Here is a 16,370-nt window from a genome sequence, read left to right as displayed (position 1 = left end):
CGGGAACATGACCGAACGCTGTAAAGACAGGCTGCTGGCGGCCGCGCTGGGGTTGCTGGGAGCGGCGCTGACGTTTCCCTTTCTCTGCAACGCGAGCCTGCTGGCCCGCTCGGACGCCCAGATCCACCGGGGGATCGTGGAGGCCGTCCGGCGCGGGGGAATCCCGCCGGAGAACCCCTTTCTGGCGGGGGAAAAACTGGCTTACTACTGGGGGTACGACGCCCTCGTCGCCGCCGCGTCCGTAACCGGAGCGGACCCGGAAGCGCTCATGGCCGCGGGACAGGCCCTGGCCGCCGCCGTTCTCGGCGCCGCGCTGTACGCCGGAGCCCGGGCGGCCGGGGGCGGTCGAAGCGGAGGAACGGCGGCGGCGGTGCTGGGGATCGTGGGCCTCAACGGCTTCGGCTGGATAGCGGCGGCGCGGCGGGGGTCGGAAGCTCTGGCCGCGGCCGTAGCGGGAGGCATCTGGGGCTACCTCCCCGCGGTCTCCGCCGGGCCGGCGGAAACCACCGCGGGCATGATGATGAGCAAGTTCCTGGTCGCCAATTCCCTCCCGGCCGGACTGGCCGGGTACGCGGTGGGTCTGGCCCTGTTCCGGGCGACGATCCGGAAACCTTCCGCGGCGAGGTTCGGGGGGTGCGCGGCCCTACTGGCCCTGATCGGCTTTCTCAACCTGTTCCCGGCCGCGGTCCTTTTCCTGACCGCCTTCCTCTATGCCGGAACGGCCGGCGCCGGAACGCTGCTCTTCTCCCGCAAACGGGCTTCGGGGTGGGCGGTCCCCGCGGCGGCGGCGACGGCCGCCGCCGTCGTCCTCTGGCCGTACCTGAACTCGATCTTCGCGCCGGGAAGCGTTTCCGGGTTCGCCTTCGCGCCGCCGGGGGCGCCGCAATGGCGGATGCTGCTGGCGCTGCCGCTGCCGCTCTGGGCGGCTCTGGCGCTGGCGCTCGCCGGCGGCTGGAGGCACCGGAGCCCGGACGCGGGGTTTTTTACTGCCGGACTGGCCGTCCTGGCGGCGGCCGTACTCTTTCTGCGGCTGCGCGGGTACAACGAATACAAGCTGCCGTTTCTGCTGTCGGTGCACCTGGCCCTGATGGCCGGCTCCGGAATCAGGGGCGGGTTCGCGGCGCGGGGCGTTTTCCTGATCGTCGTCGTCTGTCTCCCCACCACCGCCCTGGGACTGACCGCGTACTGCCTGGAAAAAGACCGGAACCCGCTCCGACCGGAAGCGGCGGCAGTCTGCCGGAAAGCGGCGGAGGGGCTGCCGGGCGACGCCGTGGTGGCGGCCGACTGGGGCTGGTACGTACCCTCCCGGGCCGAACGCGACACCTACCTGGCCCGAATCGATTTTCTCCGCGCCATAGGAACCGATCCCCGGGAAATCCGGCGCCGAGAGCGCACGCTGGGCCGCGCCCGCTCCGGAGACCGGGGGGAAGTCCTGAAGGAGATATCCCGGGAGCTGAAGCGGCCCGTTTTCTGGCTGGGGCCCGCCCCGGACCGGAGCGGGACTACCAGAGTCGTTTTCCGGGATGGAGCCTGGGCTCTGTACGCGCCGGTTACTGGATATAGCCCAAAGCCCGGAGCCGCTCCATCGCCCCCTCCTGCAGGCGGGGATCGACCGCGGGCCGGGACCGCTCCCGGGGACCGTCTTCCCAGGAATCTTTGAATTCAACCGGACGGGACGCTCGGAACGCGGGAGTAAAAGCCTCCATGAGAACGCGGCCCGGCATCTGGCGGGAGACGGGAAGATCGAGCAGGTAGAGAACGGTGGGAGTGATGTCGGCGACGCCGGGGGAGTCCAGCCGCGTCCCGGCCTGGATGCCCGGGCCGGCCATGGCCAGAAACCCTTCTTCCCGATGGAAATGACGCCCCCCCCCGACATCTCCATAGCCATGGTCGGAGAGAACCAGAACCCGGCATTCCCGGGGAAGAGCCGCCAGGAGTTCGCCCAGTCGCCGGTCGGTATACCGGTAATACTTTTCCAGCAGCGGGCCCAGCACCCGGGCCTCGTCCGCGTTCACCGGATAGCGGTCGGGATGTGCGTATCCCCAGAAGAGGTGGGAAAAAACATCGATGCCTTCCACGTAAACGGCGAAGAGATCGACCGGGCGTTCCCGAACCAGATCCCGGGCCAGATCGAACACCGCCGCATCTCCCGCGACGGCGTAGCGAAAGACCCCCCGCCCGTCGGGAAAGGACCGTTCCCGGACCGGATCGTAGCCTCCCGGAAAGGGGATCGCGAAGACGGTCTCCGCGTCGATCTCGTCGAGAAACCCCCCGCCCGAGGGCCATTTATCGGCCAGCGAAAGCGCCAGTTCGGGCGGCCAGGAAAGCCCCTCGAGCCCGGCCAAGCGCTTCCGGTCCACGCCGCCGGGCGCGGCCAGATCGGCGTAGAGATAGCGGAAATAATTGGAGACCATGAACCCGTCGACCCGCTCGGCCGGGAAGGAAGGCCACCAGTTGATGAAGCCGGACGAGAGCCCGGATTCGGTGGCCATTTCCCAGAGGGCCTTGACCCGGCGGAAATCGGCGGTGGCCGGGACCCTGGCACCGTCCTTCCCGGGCACGGTGAAATCCACGATACCGTGGTCCCGGGGGAGCCGGCCGGTGGCGATCGTAGTCCAAATCACCGGCGATTTGAGCCCGGGCAGCGAGCGGAGGCGCCCGCGGGCGCCTTCCCGGATCAACCGCGAGAGCGTCGGCAGTTTCCCCTGAGCCCCCCACGCCGCCACCAGATCCGGATCGAGGGCGTCGAGCCCGACGATGCAGACCCGGGGCCGGGGGACAACCGGCCCCTTCGCGTCCCCGACGACGGCCGCCGCCAAGGCCAGGATCCCCGCCGCCGAGTAGATCCTGCGGTAGACGGTCCGGAAACGGGACAGGTCGGCGTAGCCGAGGTCGCCGGGCCAGATCCGGCTGAAAGCGAGGATGTACGCGAGCCACGCCGCCAGGAAGATCACGGCGACGGCGGAGGTATAGACGACGCCGCCGAACCCCAAGACCGCCATGAGAGCCGAGGCCAGCGTGACGCCGACGGCGCTGGCGGCGAAGACCGGGCGCAACCCGAAAACGCCGGGGGTCGTCCGCAGCCGCGCCCGGCGGTCGCCCTCGAAATCGATCGATTCGTGGCTGAGATGCCCGGCCCCGTACAGAAGCCCGAAGAACAGACCGGCGAGCCAGCTGGCGGTCGACGGAGTTCTCACCGTCGACCAACCGAGATTGAAGAAGAGCGAACCGGAAACGACGTGAATGGAGGTCGACACGAAGGGCACGTTTTTAAGAAGGGTGAAGCGGTTGCTGTAGAGGATGCAGAGAAAAACGAGGCTGAGGCAGATGAACAAGGACCGCATCGGCAGCGCCGCCAGATAGACGATCAAACCGGCCCCGAAGGTGAGGATGGAGAAGCTCAGGGTTTCGTTCAGGGTCATCCTCTTCTTCAAGAGAGGGTGGTCTCCCTTGTGCCGGTCGCAGACGTCGAAATGATAATGGGACCAATCGTTGAAGGCGTAGGCATGAAAGAGGCAGAGCAGAGTGGCCGCGCAGAAGATTCCCGTGCGCGCGGCCAGGGCCGCGTCGAGCTGCGGGCGGGCCAGGACGATGCCCAGAAGGGGGATGCCCAGAAGCATCAGAATTTCCCCACCGCGGGCGCGGACGTAAAGTTTAACTTTTCGCAGCATACCGACGCCTCGTCTCCACGGCTACTCCCAAGACCAGCCCCGCGGCCGTCACGGCGGCGGCGGCCAAGCCTATCTTAAACCACAGCGGGCGGAAAACCATCCGCAGCCGATAAGACCCCGCCGGAAGCACCGAACCCCGGAAGGCGTGGTTGAGCCGGAAGAGCGGCAGCCGCTCTCCTCCCCCGACCCGAACCAGTTCCCAACCGGGGTAATAGATTTCGTTGAAAAAAACCGGAGTTTCGGCCCGGGCTTCGATCTCGTATTCAATCAGGTTAGGGGAAAAAACCACAACCCGCGACTCAAAACCAGCGTCCGCTTCCGCCGCCGCCGGCTCGAACCCCGGGGGGAGATCGCTTCCGACCGCCAAGCCGGTTTCGGCGATATCTTCTCCCGCCCGGATCCGCTCCAGAACCGCGGCTTCGTCCTCCAGCACCTCCAGCCGCCGCAGCGGCCGGATCCGGAAGTCTTCGCCGAGAACCTCCGCCGCCGGCGACAGCATCACCTCGGCGAACGGCCGCAGAACGGTGCCGTCGATCCCGCTGTCGGAACGGTATTTGTGAAACATGGAGCGGGCGTCCCGGCTCGGAGCCTCGGAGCGGCGGGCAAGCTTGTCCGTCCGGTCCACCCTCCGTTCCCGCCGGGCTTCCTTATCCAGGCGCTTGAGCCAGAACCCCGTTCCGACCCGGTCGCCGATGGTGGAGAAGTTATAATTACCCCAATACGCGATCTCGGCGACGGCGGCGCCCAGAAGAAGACCGTCCCGGAGACGTCCCCGCCTCAGCAACCCCAGGACCGGAAGCAGCATGGTGACGGCGAAAGCCGTCCAGACCGATGGCGGAAGACCGGAGTCCCGGCCGCGCATGATCACGACCAAGCCGAGGGCGGCGGCCGCCGCTATGCCCAGGTAGACCAGGAGAAACGGCCCCGCCCGGTTCCGGCGCCGGTGGAGATCGAACCCCATCCCCGAGGCCAGGGAGAGGTAGAAGAGGAAGAGGGCGCGGAAATCCATGGCGGGATGGCTGACCAGCCGCAGCGGCAACACGCGCCGGTAAAGCCATCGGTAGGGGGGCAGCGTGAACCCCAGCGCCAGAGCCGCCGCCGCCGTCACGACGATGAAGACCACCGCCCGGTCACGGCCCCGGCCGCGGACCAGGTAATAGACGGCGAAGACGAGAGGGATCAGCCCCAAAAAACAATTCCGGAATTCGATCCAGAGCCCGGTCCCGGATATGTCGGCGTTGGCGACGAAGGGGACGGCCAGACTGACGAAGTTGGGGACTCCCAGCGATTTTCCCGCCACCACCGTCTCCCAACCCGAGCCCGGATCGGAAACCCGCTGGGGCCGGGTCAGCCAGGAGTAGCTTTCCGCCGCGGGGAACAGAAGCGGCGCCGCCAGCAGCGCCGCCGCCGCCGCCAGCAGCGCCATCCGCCTCCAAATCCGTCCCGGCCGCGGGGCGTTTCCGGGAGCGGCGCCCGACGCCCACCCGGTCAGCCAGGCCGTCGCTCCCAGGAAAAAAGACATGGTCGGAAACCCCGCCGCCGCCAGGAGAGCGAACGAAACCGCTCCCAGACTCAAGGCGCTCCAGGAAAATCGGCGGGCGAGCCGCCGCGAGAAGAGCAGACAGAACGGGAGGAGGACCAGCGTGTTCACCTGAGGGAAGTAGGTGCCGTTGCCGACAAAAAATCCGCCCCCGGCGAACGAGACGGCGGAGACGGCGGCGCCGGCACGGCCCACACCGAACTCGCGGGCGCAGGCGAACATCCCCCAGCCCCCGATCAGGAAAAGGACCGTCATCTGGTATTGAAGGGCCAGGGCGGAATATCCCCCCAGCAGGATGACCGCCCAGTTCAGCGGCTGGTACAGCCCGGCCTGGAAATTGGAGCACCAGGGGCTGCCCCCGTATTGATAGGGGTTCCAGAGGGGGAAATATCCGGAAAGAACGGCATCCGAATCGAAGATCAGCCGCGGATACATAAAATCCTTCAAACCCCATTTGACGATGTTCCAACCGGGATAGCCTCCGTCCCGGGGAAGCAGCAGGCGGTGGTAGCAGGCGAACACGGCGGCCGCGATCAGCAGCAGCGCCAGCGCCGTCTTGACGGGCGCGCCCCGGGTCACGGTCCGGCTCCCTCCGGAATCCGGTCGGGTCGGGCGCGCTGCCCCTCCGGGAGGAGGACTCTGCGCTCCACCCGCCAACCCCGTTCCCGGGCCTTGGCCAGCATATAGTCGATCTGGCCGCCGCGCACCCACCAGAGCCGCTCCGGGTGCCGGTCGATATGCCGGCGGCCGTTCCAGCGGTCGCCGTAATACAGAGCTCCGGCGCCCTGCAGGAATACGGACCAGGCCAGAAGAACGGCGAAGAGCAGGCGAAACCCCGCCGAGCCGGAGAGAAGGCGCCAGGCCGGAACCATGAGCACGATCAGGATGGGGACGAGGTCCACCAGCATCCGGTATCCGTAGCAATGCCCCCCCCACCACATGAACCAGGCGGAGAGAAAAAGGACGTACGCCCCCGCCGCCGCCGCCAGAAAGCGGTAGAGCGTCCGGAAGGGGGAAGGCGCGCTCCAACCCCGCCAGGCCCCGTAAAAAGAAAAAACGAAGACCGGGGTGAAGAAGAGAAGCCCGCGGGCCGGCGAAAACAAGAGGCCGGCCAGGGCCCCGGGCGCGCCGGCCGGACTGAATTTTCCCAGGGCGTAGCCGATGATGGCGTTGCCGGGCGCGCCGAAATAATAGAAGTTGAACGCCAGGGTATAGCCCAAGGCGGGCAAAGACCAGAGAACGAACGGAAGCACCTGATCCCGGTATTCCAGGCAGAGGTAGAGGAAAAGAAACGCGGCCAGGGGGATGTTCATCCCCCTGACGACGGCGGCCCAGGCGAGGAAAAACCCGGAGAGGCCGGCCCGCGAGCGCCGTCCCGACGCGGAGAAGAGGCAGAGGAGAGCGGCCGTGAGCAGAAAGTGGCTGAGACCGTGCTGCCAGAGGTCCTGGGAACTCACCGACCAGACGCAGGTCCCGAAGGCGAAGACCGCGGTATAGAGAACGGCGCCCGCCGGGGGGAGGAGCCTCCAGAGGAGGAGCAGGCAGCAGGCGGCGGCCGCCGCGCTGCAAAGTGTGGCGGCACCTTTCCCCAGGTAGGCTATGTTCACCGGGGTGAAGGGGACCCCTAGCAGGTCGGCGGCGGCGAAGACGGGGACCGCGGCGATCCCGGCCACGACCGGCTGAAGCGGTATCCGGAACTTCCTCCCCCGGGTCCAGTCCCAAACCTGGAACTTCACTTCGGGAAATTCATTGAGGTCGAGGTTGCCCTCGCGCAGGATGCTGACGGGAACGTAGCGCACCGCCCAGCAGTCGCCGGCTCCCACCACCCGCATATTGGCGGAGTAGACTGCGGCGGAGACCAGAAAAAATATTCCCGCCCACACCCTGGGTTTCACGGCGCCGTGCCCTCCCCGGCATCTAAATACCGTTCCAACTCCCGGGCCAGAAACCGGGCGAGGGCCCTGCCGCCCCGGCTGGAAAGATGGGCGTGTTTGTAGAACTTGTGCCCGCGGGCCAGTTCGGCAGCGGGGTCGCATACCGGGACGCCCCGGGCGGCGAGTTCATCGAGCAGGTCGAGGTACGGGGGGCGCCGCCCGGCCTCGATCTCCTTCAGGGAAGGTTTGTCGGGGATATGCACTATCACCGGGACCGCCCCTTCCTCCCGGACCGAAGCGGCGAACGCCTCCAGGAGCGTCCGGGTGACCTCCCAACCTTCGGAGCCCTCGGCCTCGGGGAGGAGACCGGGGCCGTGGTCGTCGTCGCCGCCGGGGCGGCCGCCCGGAGCGAAGAGAGCGGAAACGATCAGGGCCGCCAGCCGGCTGCGGTAGAGCCGGCAGTCCCGGTAATGGTCCGGGCGGTACCAATATTCGTAGGCGCCCAGAGCGATCGAGGGCAGCCGCTCCAGGGCGGCGGGTACCTCTTCCAGGGGGAGGATGGGAAGGTTCACCGCCTCCAAGGTTCCGGATGACGTCAGGCGGAACCGCGGCTTGGAGAAGATCATCCCGGTGGACCGGCTGTACAGTTGCCGGAAGACGTTGACCGTCCGGCGCATGTTTTCGGGCTGAAAGCCGAACACCGCGATGTCGGGATGAAAGGCGGTACCGTCCCGGAGCCAGCGGAGATAAGCCTGCCCCACCCCGTACCCGGGAACCCCGAAATTGAGAACCTCGGCGCGGCGGCCGCTCGCGTTCAGCTCTTCTTCCAGAAACGCCCCCCAATACTTCTCCCAGGGTTCCTCGTCCCCGTGGGTGAAGGAATCCCCGAACAGCGCCACGCGGACGACGCCCGGCGGAGGGTGCGCGGCATACTCGCGGGGCGGCGAGCGCAGCCCGGCGGCGTTGGTCCGGTAGAGGCCGTCGCCACCGACGGCGTTCGGCGCCAAATCCCAGCCCAATTGGGGGTCGCGCACGATATACGCCTGATCCCGAAGCCGGAGATATCGCTCGATCGCTGCCCGGGTGGTGGCGGCGGGGAAACGGTACGGGAGCAGGGCAAACGAACCCAACCATGCCTGCCCGTCCTCGTCGGTCCGGGTCAGAAGCCGGGCGGCTCCTTCTCCCAGAAGCAGCGCGAACAGCAGCGATCCCAGCAACAACCGGAAGTTGGCGGGGAAACGGATCATTCCCCCCGCCCGGCGGTCATCCTTACGGCGCCGAGGTCGAGCCGCGCCGGAGCGCCGTCGTCCGAAAGAACTTCGAGTTCGAGACGGGCCGCGCCGACCTCGGCGGTGGCGGGCGGAACCGGAACGACCAGCTCGCGCCAATCCCCGGGACCGAGATCCACCGTCTCCAGAGGCTTCCCTTCGAGCGCGAGCGCGAGACGGGCCGCGCCCCCCCGGGGGCGGACCCGCAGGGAAACCGTCGCGCCCTCGCCCCGGAAGGGGGGAATCCTGACCGCCCCTTTCCCCGACAAGGTGCGCCACTGTTTTCCCCCCGGCTCCCGGAAAAAACCGTCGTCGAGCAGTTTCCAGTCCTCGATCCCTGAAGAAGAACCGAACGGGAGGGAGATGCTGCCGTCGGGTTCGAAACCGCGCAGAATACGGAAAGCGGGCAGGCCCCGGTCGGAGGCGAACTCGACCGCCGAACCCGCGGACGGGAATTTCAGGTAATTGTATCCGTCCAGAACCTCCCCCTCCAGGGGGGCGCCGTCGGCGGTCGCGCGGATATAGTCACGGTCTCCCGTCCACCAGGGGTAGCGGGCGTCGAAGACCGCCGCGCCGGAGGTTCCGGGTCCGGGCTGAAGAACCACCGGAACGGCGCTCCAGGGAAGCACGCGGAAGAGGGTGAGAAACTCCCGCTCCGAAAACTGGGGGTAGTCGATGTTGAGGTCGGCCGAACGCCAGCGATAGACCGGACGCAGATCGAAATAATCCCGCAACTGCTCGACGAACCGGGCCGCCTTGCGTTTTCCCTTGTTGTCGAGGGCGTAAACTTCGACGCCGTCCCGAATGAGGACACGGACCGCCTCGGCCGGAGTCAAACCGAAGGGGCTGCTGATCTGGTTGGGGTTGAGGGCCACGCAGTGGGAATATACGTCGATGTTCTGTTTCAGGTAACGGGCGCAGACGACCAGGGATCCGGGAGCGGTCCGGGCGTCGAACGCTTCCCCCAGGCGCCGGGCGTCGGAGATGGTGAAACGTTTTCCCCCGAAAACGGGGGGAACGGCCTGAACGAGCAGGGCGACGGACAACCCCGCCAGTAAAATCCCGGGCGCGACCTGAGACGGGTACGGGATCAAGACCGCGGGGACGACCGCCAGCGAGAGGGCGGCCAGCGCGGGGGAATAACCGGCGGCCAGGAAATAAACAGCGGCGCCGGCGGCGGCCAGCGCCGCCGCCAGGCGCAGCGGAACCGCGAACGCCCGGCGCTCGATCCGCCCCAGCGCGGACGGTAGAACGCGGCAGAGTTCCAGGCATCCCCAGGCGCCCAGACCGCTGAAAATGCAGTATACCGGCAGCAGGTAACGCGAGTGCTTGAACCGGAAAATCGCGAAGAGCCCCAGGTGCAGAATCAAGAGGGGGAGAAACAGCGACCAGACTTCCCGGCGGCGGATACCGAACCCGAGGCCGGCCAACACGAAGAAAATCCCCACCGGGGTATACACCCGAAGGAGAAAGTCGAAATACCAGGCGCCGCTTTCGTCCAGGTGGTCGAGGGAAAAGACTTCTCCCCGGGAATCCGAAGCGCCGACGTAGCTCCAGAGTGCCTTGGCCGTATCGAAGAGGTCGCCGGACCGGGCGAAATCCTTGACGATCACCGGCGAAAGCAGAACCAGCGCCGGAACGACCAACAGCAGAACCGCCGCCAACCACCGGGTCCAGGGCTCGCGCCGGGCCGCCAGGGAAACGCCCAGGTAAGCGCAGAAGGGGATCGCGTAGATGCAGAAGGTATATCGGATCAGGGCCGCCGCGCCGAAGGCGGCGGACGCGCCCAGCAGAACGCCCCACCGCCGCCGCGCACTCCGGGCGAACACGACCACCAGGTAGTAGGAGACGACCAGCGCGGTCAGGGGGGGGATGTCCCGCATGATCTTCATGCTCGACAGCAACACCCGGCCGGGGGGAAGCAGGAGAAAAACGAGCAGCCCCGCCAGCGCCGCCGGCCAGGCCCGGGGGTCGCCCGGCCCCACCGTGCGCCGGACGAGGAGCGCCAGAAAAACGGCCAGGACCAGGAGCAAGAGGGGGTTGACCAGGAAAACGGCGGGCAGACCGAAACCGCGGATCGCCAGGGCCAGGAGAAGAGGATAACCGACATCGATGTCGTAGAAGATCCTTCCCCCATCCATGTGGCGGTTTCCGGAGATGAGGCTGGAGCGTTCACGGGGCCAGTAGGAGCGGAAATGGGAATAGATCCCGGGATCGCCGAAGACCCCTCCTCGGGCCAGGCTCCGGGCGTAGCTTAAATACGTGTAGCTGTCGGAGTTCAGGAGCGCGTTGTAGTTGGTGGCCCCGTAGACCCCCACAACCACGACCACCGCGACCAGAAGAGCGGCGCAGATTCGGTTCATGGCAGGCGGCCGCCGTCTTCCGGAGCTCCCAGGCGGATCCAGTCCAGCATCACGCCCAATTCCCGGTCGTCGGCTCCTCCCCCGAAATCGGACGGTCGCCAGGTCGAAGATTCGAATTCCAGGACCGCCAACCGCGGGAAAAACCCGTCCGGAGAGAATGGGAACCGATACACCCCCTCCCCCGGCGGCGGCGACACCGTGCCCAGAACCCGGCCGGCGAGGCGGACCGTCACCGAAATCGGGCCCGCGGCCGGGGGGGCGAGGTTGAACGCCCGAAAACGTACTTCCCCGCCGGTTTCCATTCCCGAAAACAAGGGGACGACCAGGCGGGAAAGGCCGGAGGTCCAACGCACGGTCTCGGTCCCCAGATGACGCTCGGCCCCGTAAAACCCGGTCTCCGCGAAGGCCCAGTCGGCGTCTCCCCCGACGTCGATTTCAAATGCCGGCGCGGAAGGAACCAGCAGATACTCCGGCGAAAAGGGCACCCGGCACCCCCCCTGCCGCGAAAACGCCTCCAGAAACGCCCCGCCGCCCGGGCCGGGGGGGAGAAGGACGCGCTGAACGCCGGGGGCGGGCGCTTCCCCCAGCCGGTCGGAGTCGACGAAAAAGACGTAAGGGGGACGACAGACCGTCGCACCTTCTCCAGATTCGACCTGAAAAGCCAGAAACGAGGACTTCCCCGGGGGAAGGGCCATCCCCAACTGGAGAGGACAGCGTTCGACAACAAGACCGCCGGCCAGAAAAGCTCCTACTCTATTCTCGTCCGGAGAAATCGGGTTACCGGCGGGAACGAAGGGGGTCAATTCCAGGACCCCGCGGAGGCCGACAAGAGCCCGGGACGGAAGCGCCACCCGGTATTCCCGCCAGCCCCGGGCCAGGTCGGAAAGGTCGAGGTCCGCCACCGGGGTCCCGTTGAGGGCGACCCGGAGGAAGGCAGGCCGGGGCGCGCCGCGGACGTTGGCCAGTTTCAAGACGGCGAAGAGTTCGTATCCCGACCCTCCGGGGGTGGGAACGACGGCGCGGCCCGTCTGCCCCCACCAGAGGCGCACCGCGTCGGCGTCGCGCAAGCGGGCCTCGGAGAATCCGTCGCGGGCGTAGTCACCGGGGAAGTCGGGCTCGGCTCCCAGGTCCACCTCCCAGGGCCGATCGAGCGGCTGCAGCCGCGGGGCCAGATCCCGGGGGACGGGATCGGAAGCGTCAACCGTCAAAACCGCCTCCGGACCGGGAAGGGCGCCCCGGGGAACTACGAAAAAGTTCCGGCCGTTCTCCAGGGAGGAAGCGAGCCTCAGGCCCCCGAGGGCGACTTCGGCCCGGCGGGGGCCGGCGCGGTTGAATGCCCGCGCGTCCAGGGAAAAAAGCCACGGGCCGTCCCCCGCGGGCACCTTCAGCACCGAGCTTACGGGTCCCGGTCGCCAGGGGACCACCTCGAAGATCCGGCTCACCGGGCGCCCGAACCGTTTTTCCAGGTTATAGTCGGCGCCGCGCACGGCGCCGGCTTCCTTCAGGTCGAAGTGGTAGAGAAGAGACGGCTCGGCCTTACGGGCGTCTCGCTTCCAACCGGACGACTCGATCAGGAAAACGCCGGTGCCCCTCTCCAGGATCCGTTCGATGCCCGCCCTGGTCTCGACCCGCATCCGGGCCATCTCGAAGGGACGCAGGGAGTACGACCGGGTGAAGAGGTTGATGTATTCGGAAACCGGTTTGGTGGCGAAAATCACCGAGCCCGGGGGGACCAGGGCATCGATGTCGGCCCCCAGCCGGCGCGCCTGGGGAAGCTGAAAAGCTTCCTCGGCCTGGTCCCGGAGGACGGCGGGGTAGCGCCCCAGAAAGACGGCGGCGACGCCCGCCGCGAGAAACAGAACCCGCAGCCGCGCCCGACGCGGACGCGACGGCCAGGCGGCGGCGATCCAAAGAAAAACTCCGAAAATCAGGACCGGAGTATCCACATATTCCAGGCCGTAGGCGTGCGGAAGCCGGGAACGCGCCGCCCAATCGAGCAGGAGCACCGGGGGAAGAAGAACCACGGCCCAGCGGCGGGGCGCGGCCAGCAGGTAGCCGCACCCGGCGACGGCCAGCACCACCAGAAACGGCTGGGCGACCATCATGTACCTGATCATGAGGTGGACCCACATGCTGTAAAAAAGCACGAAGACCGCCGGGACGCCCAGACAGACGATCAGGGCGCCGGGGGAGCGGCGCAGCGCCGCCGCGCCGAGCAGGATCAGGCCCAGAAAAAAGGGGCCGTACAGACGCCAGAAGTACCCCAGGGTTTCCGGGGCGGTGGTCTTGAAGAACCCCAGCCAGAGCGGGGGGGGGTTGGTTTCTCCCTCCACCTGAACCGGGTTTCGGTCCACGATTTCGGGACGGGGGGGCTTGAGAAAATTCCCGGTCGATTCCAGATTCTGGTAGAGGGCGGGAACCAGGCCCAGGCCGAAACAGAGGACCGCCAACAAGACCGCGGCCGTTCCCCGGCGAAGCGTGCTCTTCCGCAACAGGCGCTCGAGGAGATAGACGAACGCGGGCACCGCGGCCAGGACATTGGGAAAGCGGACCGAGCCGGCGAAACCGAGACAGAAGGCCCCGGCCCCCACGGCACCCCAGCGAAGCCGCGGCGCCCGGCCCAGGCCCACGGCCCCCAGGTAAAACCCGAGAACCAGCAAGGCCAGGGCGGAAAGATCCCGGGCCGGGCGCAGAGCCAGGCCCCAGATCTTGTTGACCAGAACCATCAGGAGGATGGGAGCGATCAGGGCCAGCAGCCGATCGCCCGTAAAGTTCCGGAGGAAGGACCGGGCGAGGCCGTATTCCGCGGCCAACAGGATGACCAGCACCACCACGTTGGCGAAATATACCGATCCCGGCCCCAGTACCCGGATGAACCCGGCCAGGATGAGAGGGAACCCGATCGTGTACTTGCAGAAAAGCCGTTGCCCGTCGGCGATGTAGTTGCCGTGGAGGACGAAATGGGCTTCGCCCGGGGCCCAGTCGCGCTTGAACCAATCGTAGACGGGGAAATCGCTGAAGAGCATTCCCCTCGAGAGGTGGCCGGCGAAGTGAACGATCCCGAAAGGGTCGGAACCGAGGGCGGCGGAGTACGACGCCATCGCCCGGACGAAGACGAAGAGAAGAAACGCACCCAGGAGCAGGAGGGGGAAATAGGGGGAAGCTCCGGCCCGGGCCAGCCCCCGCAGCCAGCGATTACTCGAGAGTCTCACCAACCAGATACTCCCGTTCGTCTTCATCCCGCCCCATCGCCAGCATCTCGCCCAACAGCCCGGTGGAGATGAACTGGAATCCGATCAACATAAGCAGGATGCCGAGGAAGAGGAGCGGCCGGGTACGGATGGTTTCGCCGAACAGACTCCCGACCAGGAGCACGAAATCGATCGCGAAACCGGCGACGAAGAACATCAACCCCAACCCCCCGAAGAAATGCAGGGGTTTTTTGAAGTACCTGGTCAGGAAGAGAACGGTCACCAGATCGGCGAACCCGGCGAAAAACCGGTAGGGCCCGAATTTGCTTTCCCCATGGAGGCGGGGGTGGTGGCGGACTTTCTTCTCCGTGACCCGGAATCCGCGCCGGTGCGCAAGAACGGGGATGTAGCGGTGCAGCTCTCCGTGCACGGGAATCGACTCGATCACTTCCCGGCGGAAGGCCTTCAGGCCGCAGTTGAAGTCGTGTATCCGGATGCCGGTCAGGGTCGAAGTGGCCAGGTTATAGATCCGGGAAGTCTGCCGCTTGACGAAGCGGTCGCGCCGGTCGGCGCGCCACCCCCCGACCAGGTCGTAACCCTGGTCGAGCAGCTCCAGAAGTCCGGGAATCTCCTCGGGATCGTCCTGAAGGTCGGCATCCATGATCACCACCCGATCTCCCCGCGCCTGGCGGAAACCCGCCCTGAGGGCGGCGGACTTCCCGAAATTGCGCCGGAAGCGGACGGCTTTCAGCCCGGGACAACCGTCGCGAAGCCGACGCAGGCGCTCGAAGGACCCGTCGGTGGAACCGTCGTCGACGAAGATCACCTCCCAATCGGCGCCGAGGGAATCGAGCACCGGCCGGAGACGCCCGACCAGGGGCTCCAGGTTCTCCTCTTCGTTGTAGAGGGGGATAAGGACCGAAACCCGCGTTGACCGTTTCTCATTCATCCCGCTCTCCTGGGTCAATCCCGCCGAAAGAAACCGATCCGGCTGACGATGGACCGGGCGCTGGCGAGTACGCTTTTAAGATCATCCAGGCTGTGAATTCCGACCAGGGTGCGCAGAAGAAACGAGGGCCGGAAATAGAACTCCTTGTACGCCCGAATCCGGGCCGCCTCCACCTGATCCAGCGAGAGTTCGGGGGTTTCGATCATGCCGCGACAGGAAGAGAAATCCTCCCAGGAAGTGTACTTCAGGGAGCCGGCGGCTCGGGCGGAAGCGTACAGCTCGGTGCCGGGATGGGGGATGACCACCGCGAACTGGGCGCTGTCGGCGGGAAGCCGCTTGGCGAAGCGGATCGTTTCCTCGATCGTCTCCGCATTCTCTCCCGGAACCCCGAACAGGAAAAACGCCTGGGTCCTGATCCCCACCTTCCGGGCCAGGGCAAAGGCCCGGACGACCTGTTCGGTGGTGATCCCTTTCTTCATCAGCCGCAGCATCTTGGGCGATCCCGATTCCACGCCGAACCGGATATACCGGCAACCGGCACGCTTCATGGCCCGCAGCACTTCTTCGTCCATGCTCGAAACCCGGCATTGGGCGATCCATTCGAAACGCAGACCGCGCTCGACGATCAGGGAACATATCTTCAGCATCCGCTCCCGGTCCAGGGCCATGGAGTCGTCGTCGAAATAAACCTCGTCGATGCCGTAGCGCCGGACGCATTCCTCGAGTTCGTCCACCACGTTCCCGGCGGACCGGGCCCGGAACGTTCTCCCGTAAAGCGTTCGCGGCCAAAGGCAGTAGGTGCACCCGAAGGGGCATCCCCGGGACGTGACCACCGTGGTCGGCGTCTTCCCGCGAAAAGTCCCCTGCCGGTAATACTTGCTCGCCACCAGGTCCCGGGCGGGAAAGGGAATCTCGTCCAGATCGGCGATCAGCGGCCGCTCGGGGTTGACCCTGACGCCCCGGGGAGAACGCCAGGTGATCCCCTCGATCTCCTCCAGGCCCTTTCCCCCGGCCCGAGCCCGGGCCAGATCGCGGACGGTGAAATCGTATTCTCCCCGGCAGACGACGTCCACCTCCGGGTTCTCTTCCATGATCTCCCGGTGAAAAACGGTGGGGTGCGACCCGATCAGGACCACCATGGCCGCGGGGGCGGCGGCTTTCACGGCGGCGGCGGTCCGGAGATCGTAATCGATGGAGGGGGTGGAACATTCCAAAACGACCATATCCGGCGCCGCCGCGCCGGCCCGGCCGGCGAAATCCGCTATGGAGAGCTCCTCGAGAACGGCATCGATAAACTCGACGTCGTAGCCTTCGCCGCGGACGATCGCCACCAGATAAGCGAGGTAGATCGGGTATTCGATGAACTTGTCGCTGCGTTTGTGCGGCCACCGAACGTCGGAACGGGCCCCGAACCCTTCTCCGGGCCAGGGGGGGTTGGATATAAGCACTTTCACGGTCTCGTCGTCCTCAAGGTACGGGATAACGGGTATTGAACCATATCGCTCCGGCTTCGT

Annotated in this window: 9 protein-coding genes; 1 reads left to right on the top strand and 8 read right to left on the bottom strand. The window is 66.6% G+C overall.

What is annotated here, in order from left to right:
• Window positions 1-7: 7 nt before the first annotated feature.
• Entirely contained in the window at window positions 8-1,660 is a 1,653-nt protein-coding gene (locus PLZ73_04425) for a hypothetical protein (GenBank protein ID HOO77115.1), read from the top strand.
• Here the strand turns inward: PLZ73_04425 and PLZ73_04420 are convergent.
• Genes PLZ73_04420 through PLZ73_04385 form a run of 8 tightly spaced genes read right to left on the bottom strand, consistent with a single transcriptional unit; the run spans window position 1,551 to window position 16,310 of the window.
• The gene (locus PLZ73_04420; protein ID HOO77114.1) at window positions 1,551-3,671 is read right to left on the bottom strand and encodes an alkaline phosphatase family protein; all 2,121 of its coding nucleotides are present in this window, start codon (window positions 3,669-3,671) and stop codon (window positions 1,551-1,553) included. The two genes, PLZ73_04425 and PLZ73_04420, sit on opposite strands and share 110 nt — an antisense overlap.
• Window positions 3,655-5,790 (bottom strand): hypothetical protein, encoded by a 2,136-nt coding sequence (locus PLZ73_04415; protein HOO77113.1) that lies wholly within the window; start codon window positions 5,788-5,790, stop codon window positions 3,655-3,657. Before PLZ73_04415 ends, PLZ73_04420 begins: the two co-directional genes overlap by 17 nt.
• Window positions 5,787-7,106, bottom strand: coding sequence for a hypothetical protein (locus PLZ73_04410; GenBank protein HOO77112.1), 1,320 nt, complete (start codon window positions 7,104-7,106; stop codon window positions 5,787-5,789). The genes PLZ73_04415 and PLZ73_04410 overlap by 4 nt, the downstream gene beginning before the upstream one ends.
• On the bottom strand, window positions 7,103-8,332 hold the full coding sequence (locus PLZ73_04405; protein ID HOO77111.1) for an SGNH/GDSL hydrolase family protein: 1,230 nt from the start codon (window positions 8,330-8,332) through the stop codon (window positions 7,103-7,105). The genes PLZ73_04410 and PLZ73_04405 overlap by 4 nt, the downstream gene beginning before the upstream one ends.
• A complete protein-coding gene (locus PLZ73_04400) occupies window positions 8,329-10,716 on the bottom strand; it encodes a glycosyltransferase family 39 protein (protein HOO77110.1) in 2,388 nt (795 codons plus the stop codon). The genes PLZ73_04405 and PLZ73_04400 overlap by 4 nt, the downstream gene beginning before the upstream one ends.
• Window positions 10,713-13,928 (bottom strand): hypothetical protein, encoded by a 3,216-nt coding sequence (locus PLZ73_04395; GenBank protein HOO77109.1) that lies wholly within the window; start codon window positions 13,926-13,928, stop codon window positions 10,713-10,715. The genes PLZ73_04400 and PLZ73_04395 overlap by 4 nt, the downstream gene beginning before the upstream one ends.
• Window positions 13,912-14,856, bottom strand: a complete 945-nt coding sequence (locus tag PLZ73_04390) for a glycosyltransferase family 2 protein (protein ID HOO77108.1) — start codon at window positions 14,854-14,856, stop codon at window positions 13,912-13,914. The genes PLZ73_04395 and PLZ73_04390 overlap by 17 nt, the downstream gene beginning before the upstream one ends.
• A gap of 14 nt (window positions 14,857-14,870) precedes the next feature.
• On the bottom strand, window positions 14,871-16,310 hold the full coding sequence (locus PLZ73_04385) for a radical SAM protein (GenBank protein ID HOO77107.1): 1,440 nt from the start codon (window positions 16,308-16,310) through the stop codon (window positions 14,871-14,873).
• Window positions 16,311-16,370 lie beyond the last annotated feature (60 nt).

It is taken from the genome of bacterium (assembly GCA_035380285.1).
GTDB lineage: Bacteria > Auribacterota > Erginobacteria > Erginobacterales > DAOSXE01 > DAOSXE01.
The sequence above is the reverse complement of the archived record's forward strand: the minus strand, read 5'-3'. Positions and strand labels throughout refer to the sequence as shown.

Coding starts and splice junctions, on each gene's coding strand:
- PLZ73_04405 (HOO77111.1), bottom strand. CDS start 8,332: ATGATCCGTTTCCCCGCCAACTTCCGGTTGTTGCTGGGATCGCTGCTG.
- PLZ73_04390 (HOO77108.1), bottom strand. CDS start 14,856: ATGAATGAGAAACGGTCAACGCGGGTTTCGGTCCTTATCCCCCTCTAC.
- PLZ73_04420 (HOO77114.1), bottom strand. CDS start 3,671: ATGCTGCGAAAAGTTAAACTTTACGTCCGCGCCCGCGGTGGGGAAATT.
- PLZ73_04425 (HOO77115.1), top strand. CDS start 8: ATGACCGAACGCTGTAAAGACAGGCTGCTGGCGGCCGCGCTGGGGTTG.
- PLZ73_04400 (HOO77110.1), bottom strand. CDS start 10,716: ATGAACCGAATCTGCGCCGCTCTTCTGGTCGCGGTGGTCGTGGTTGTG.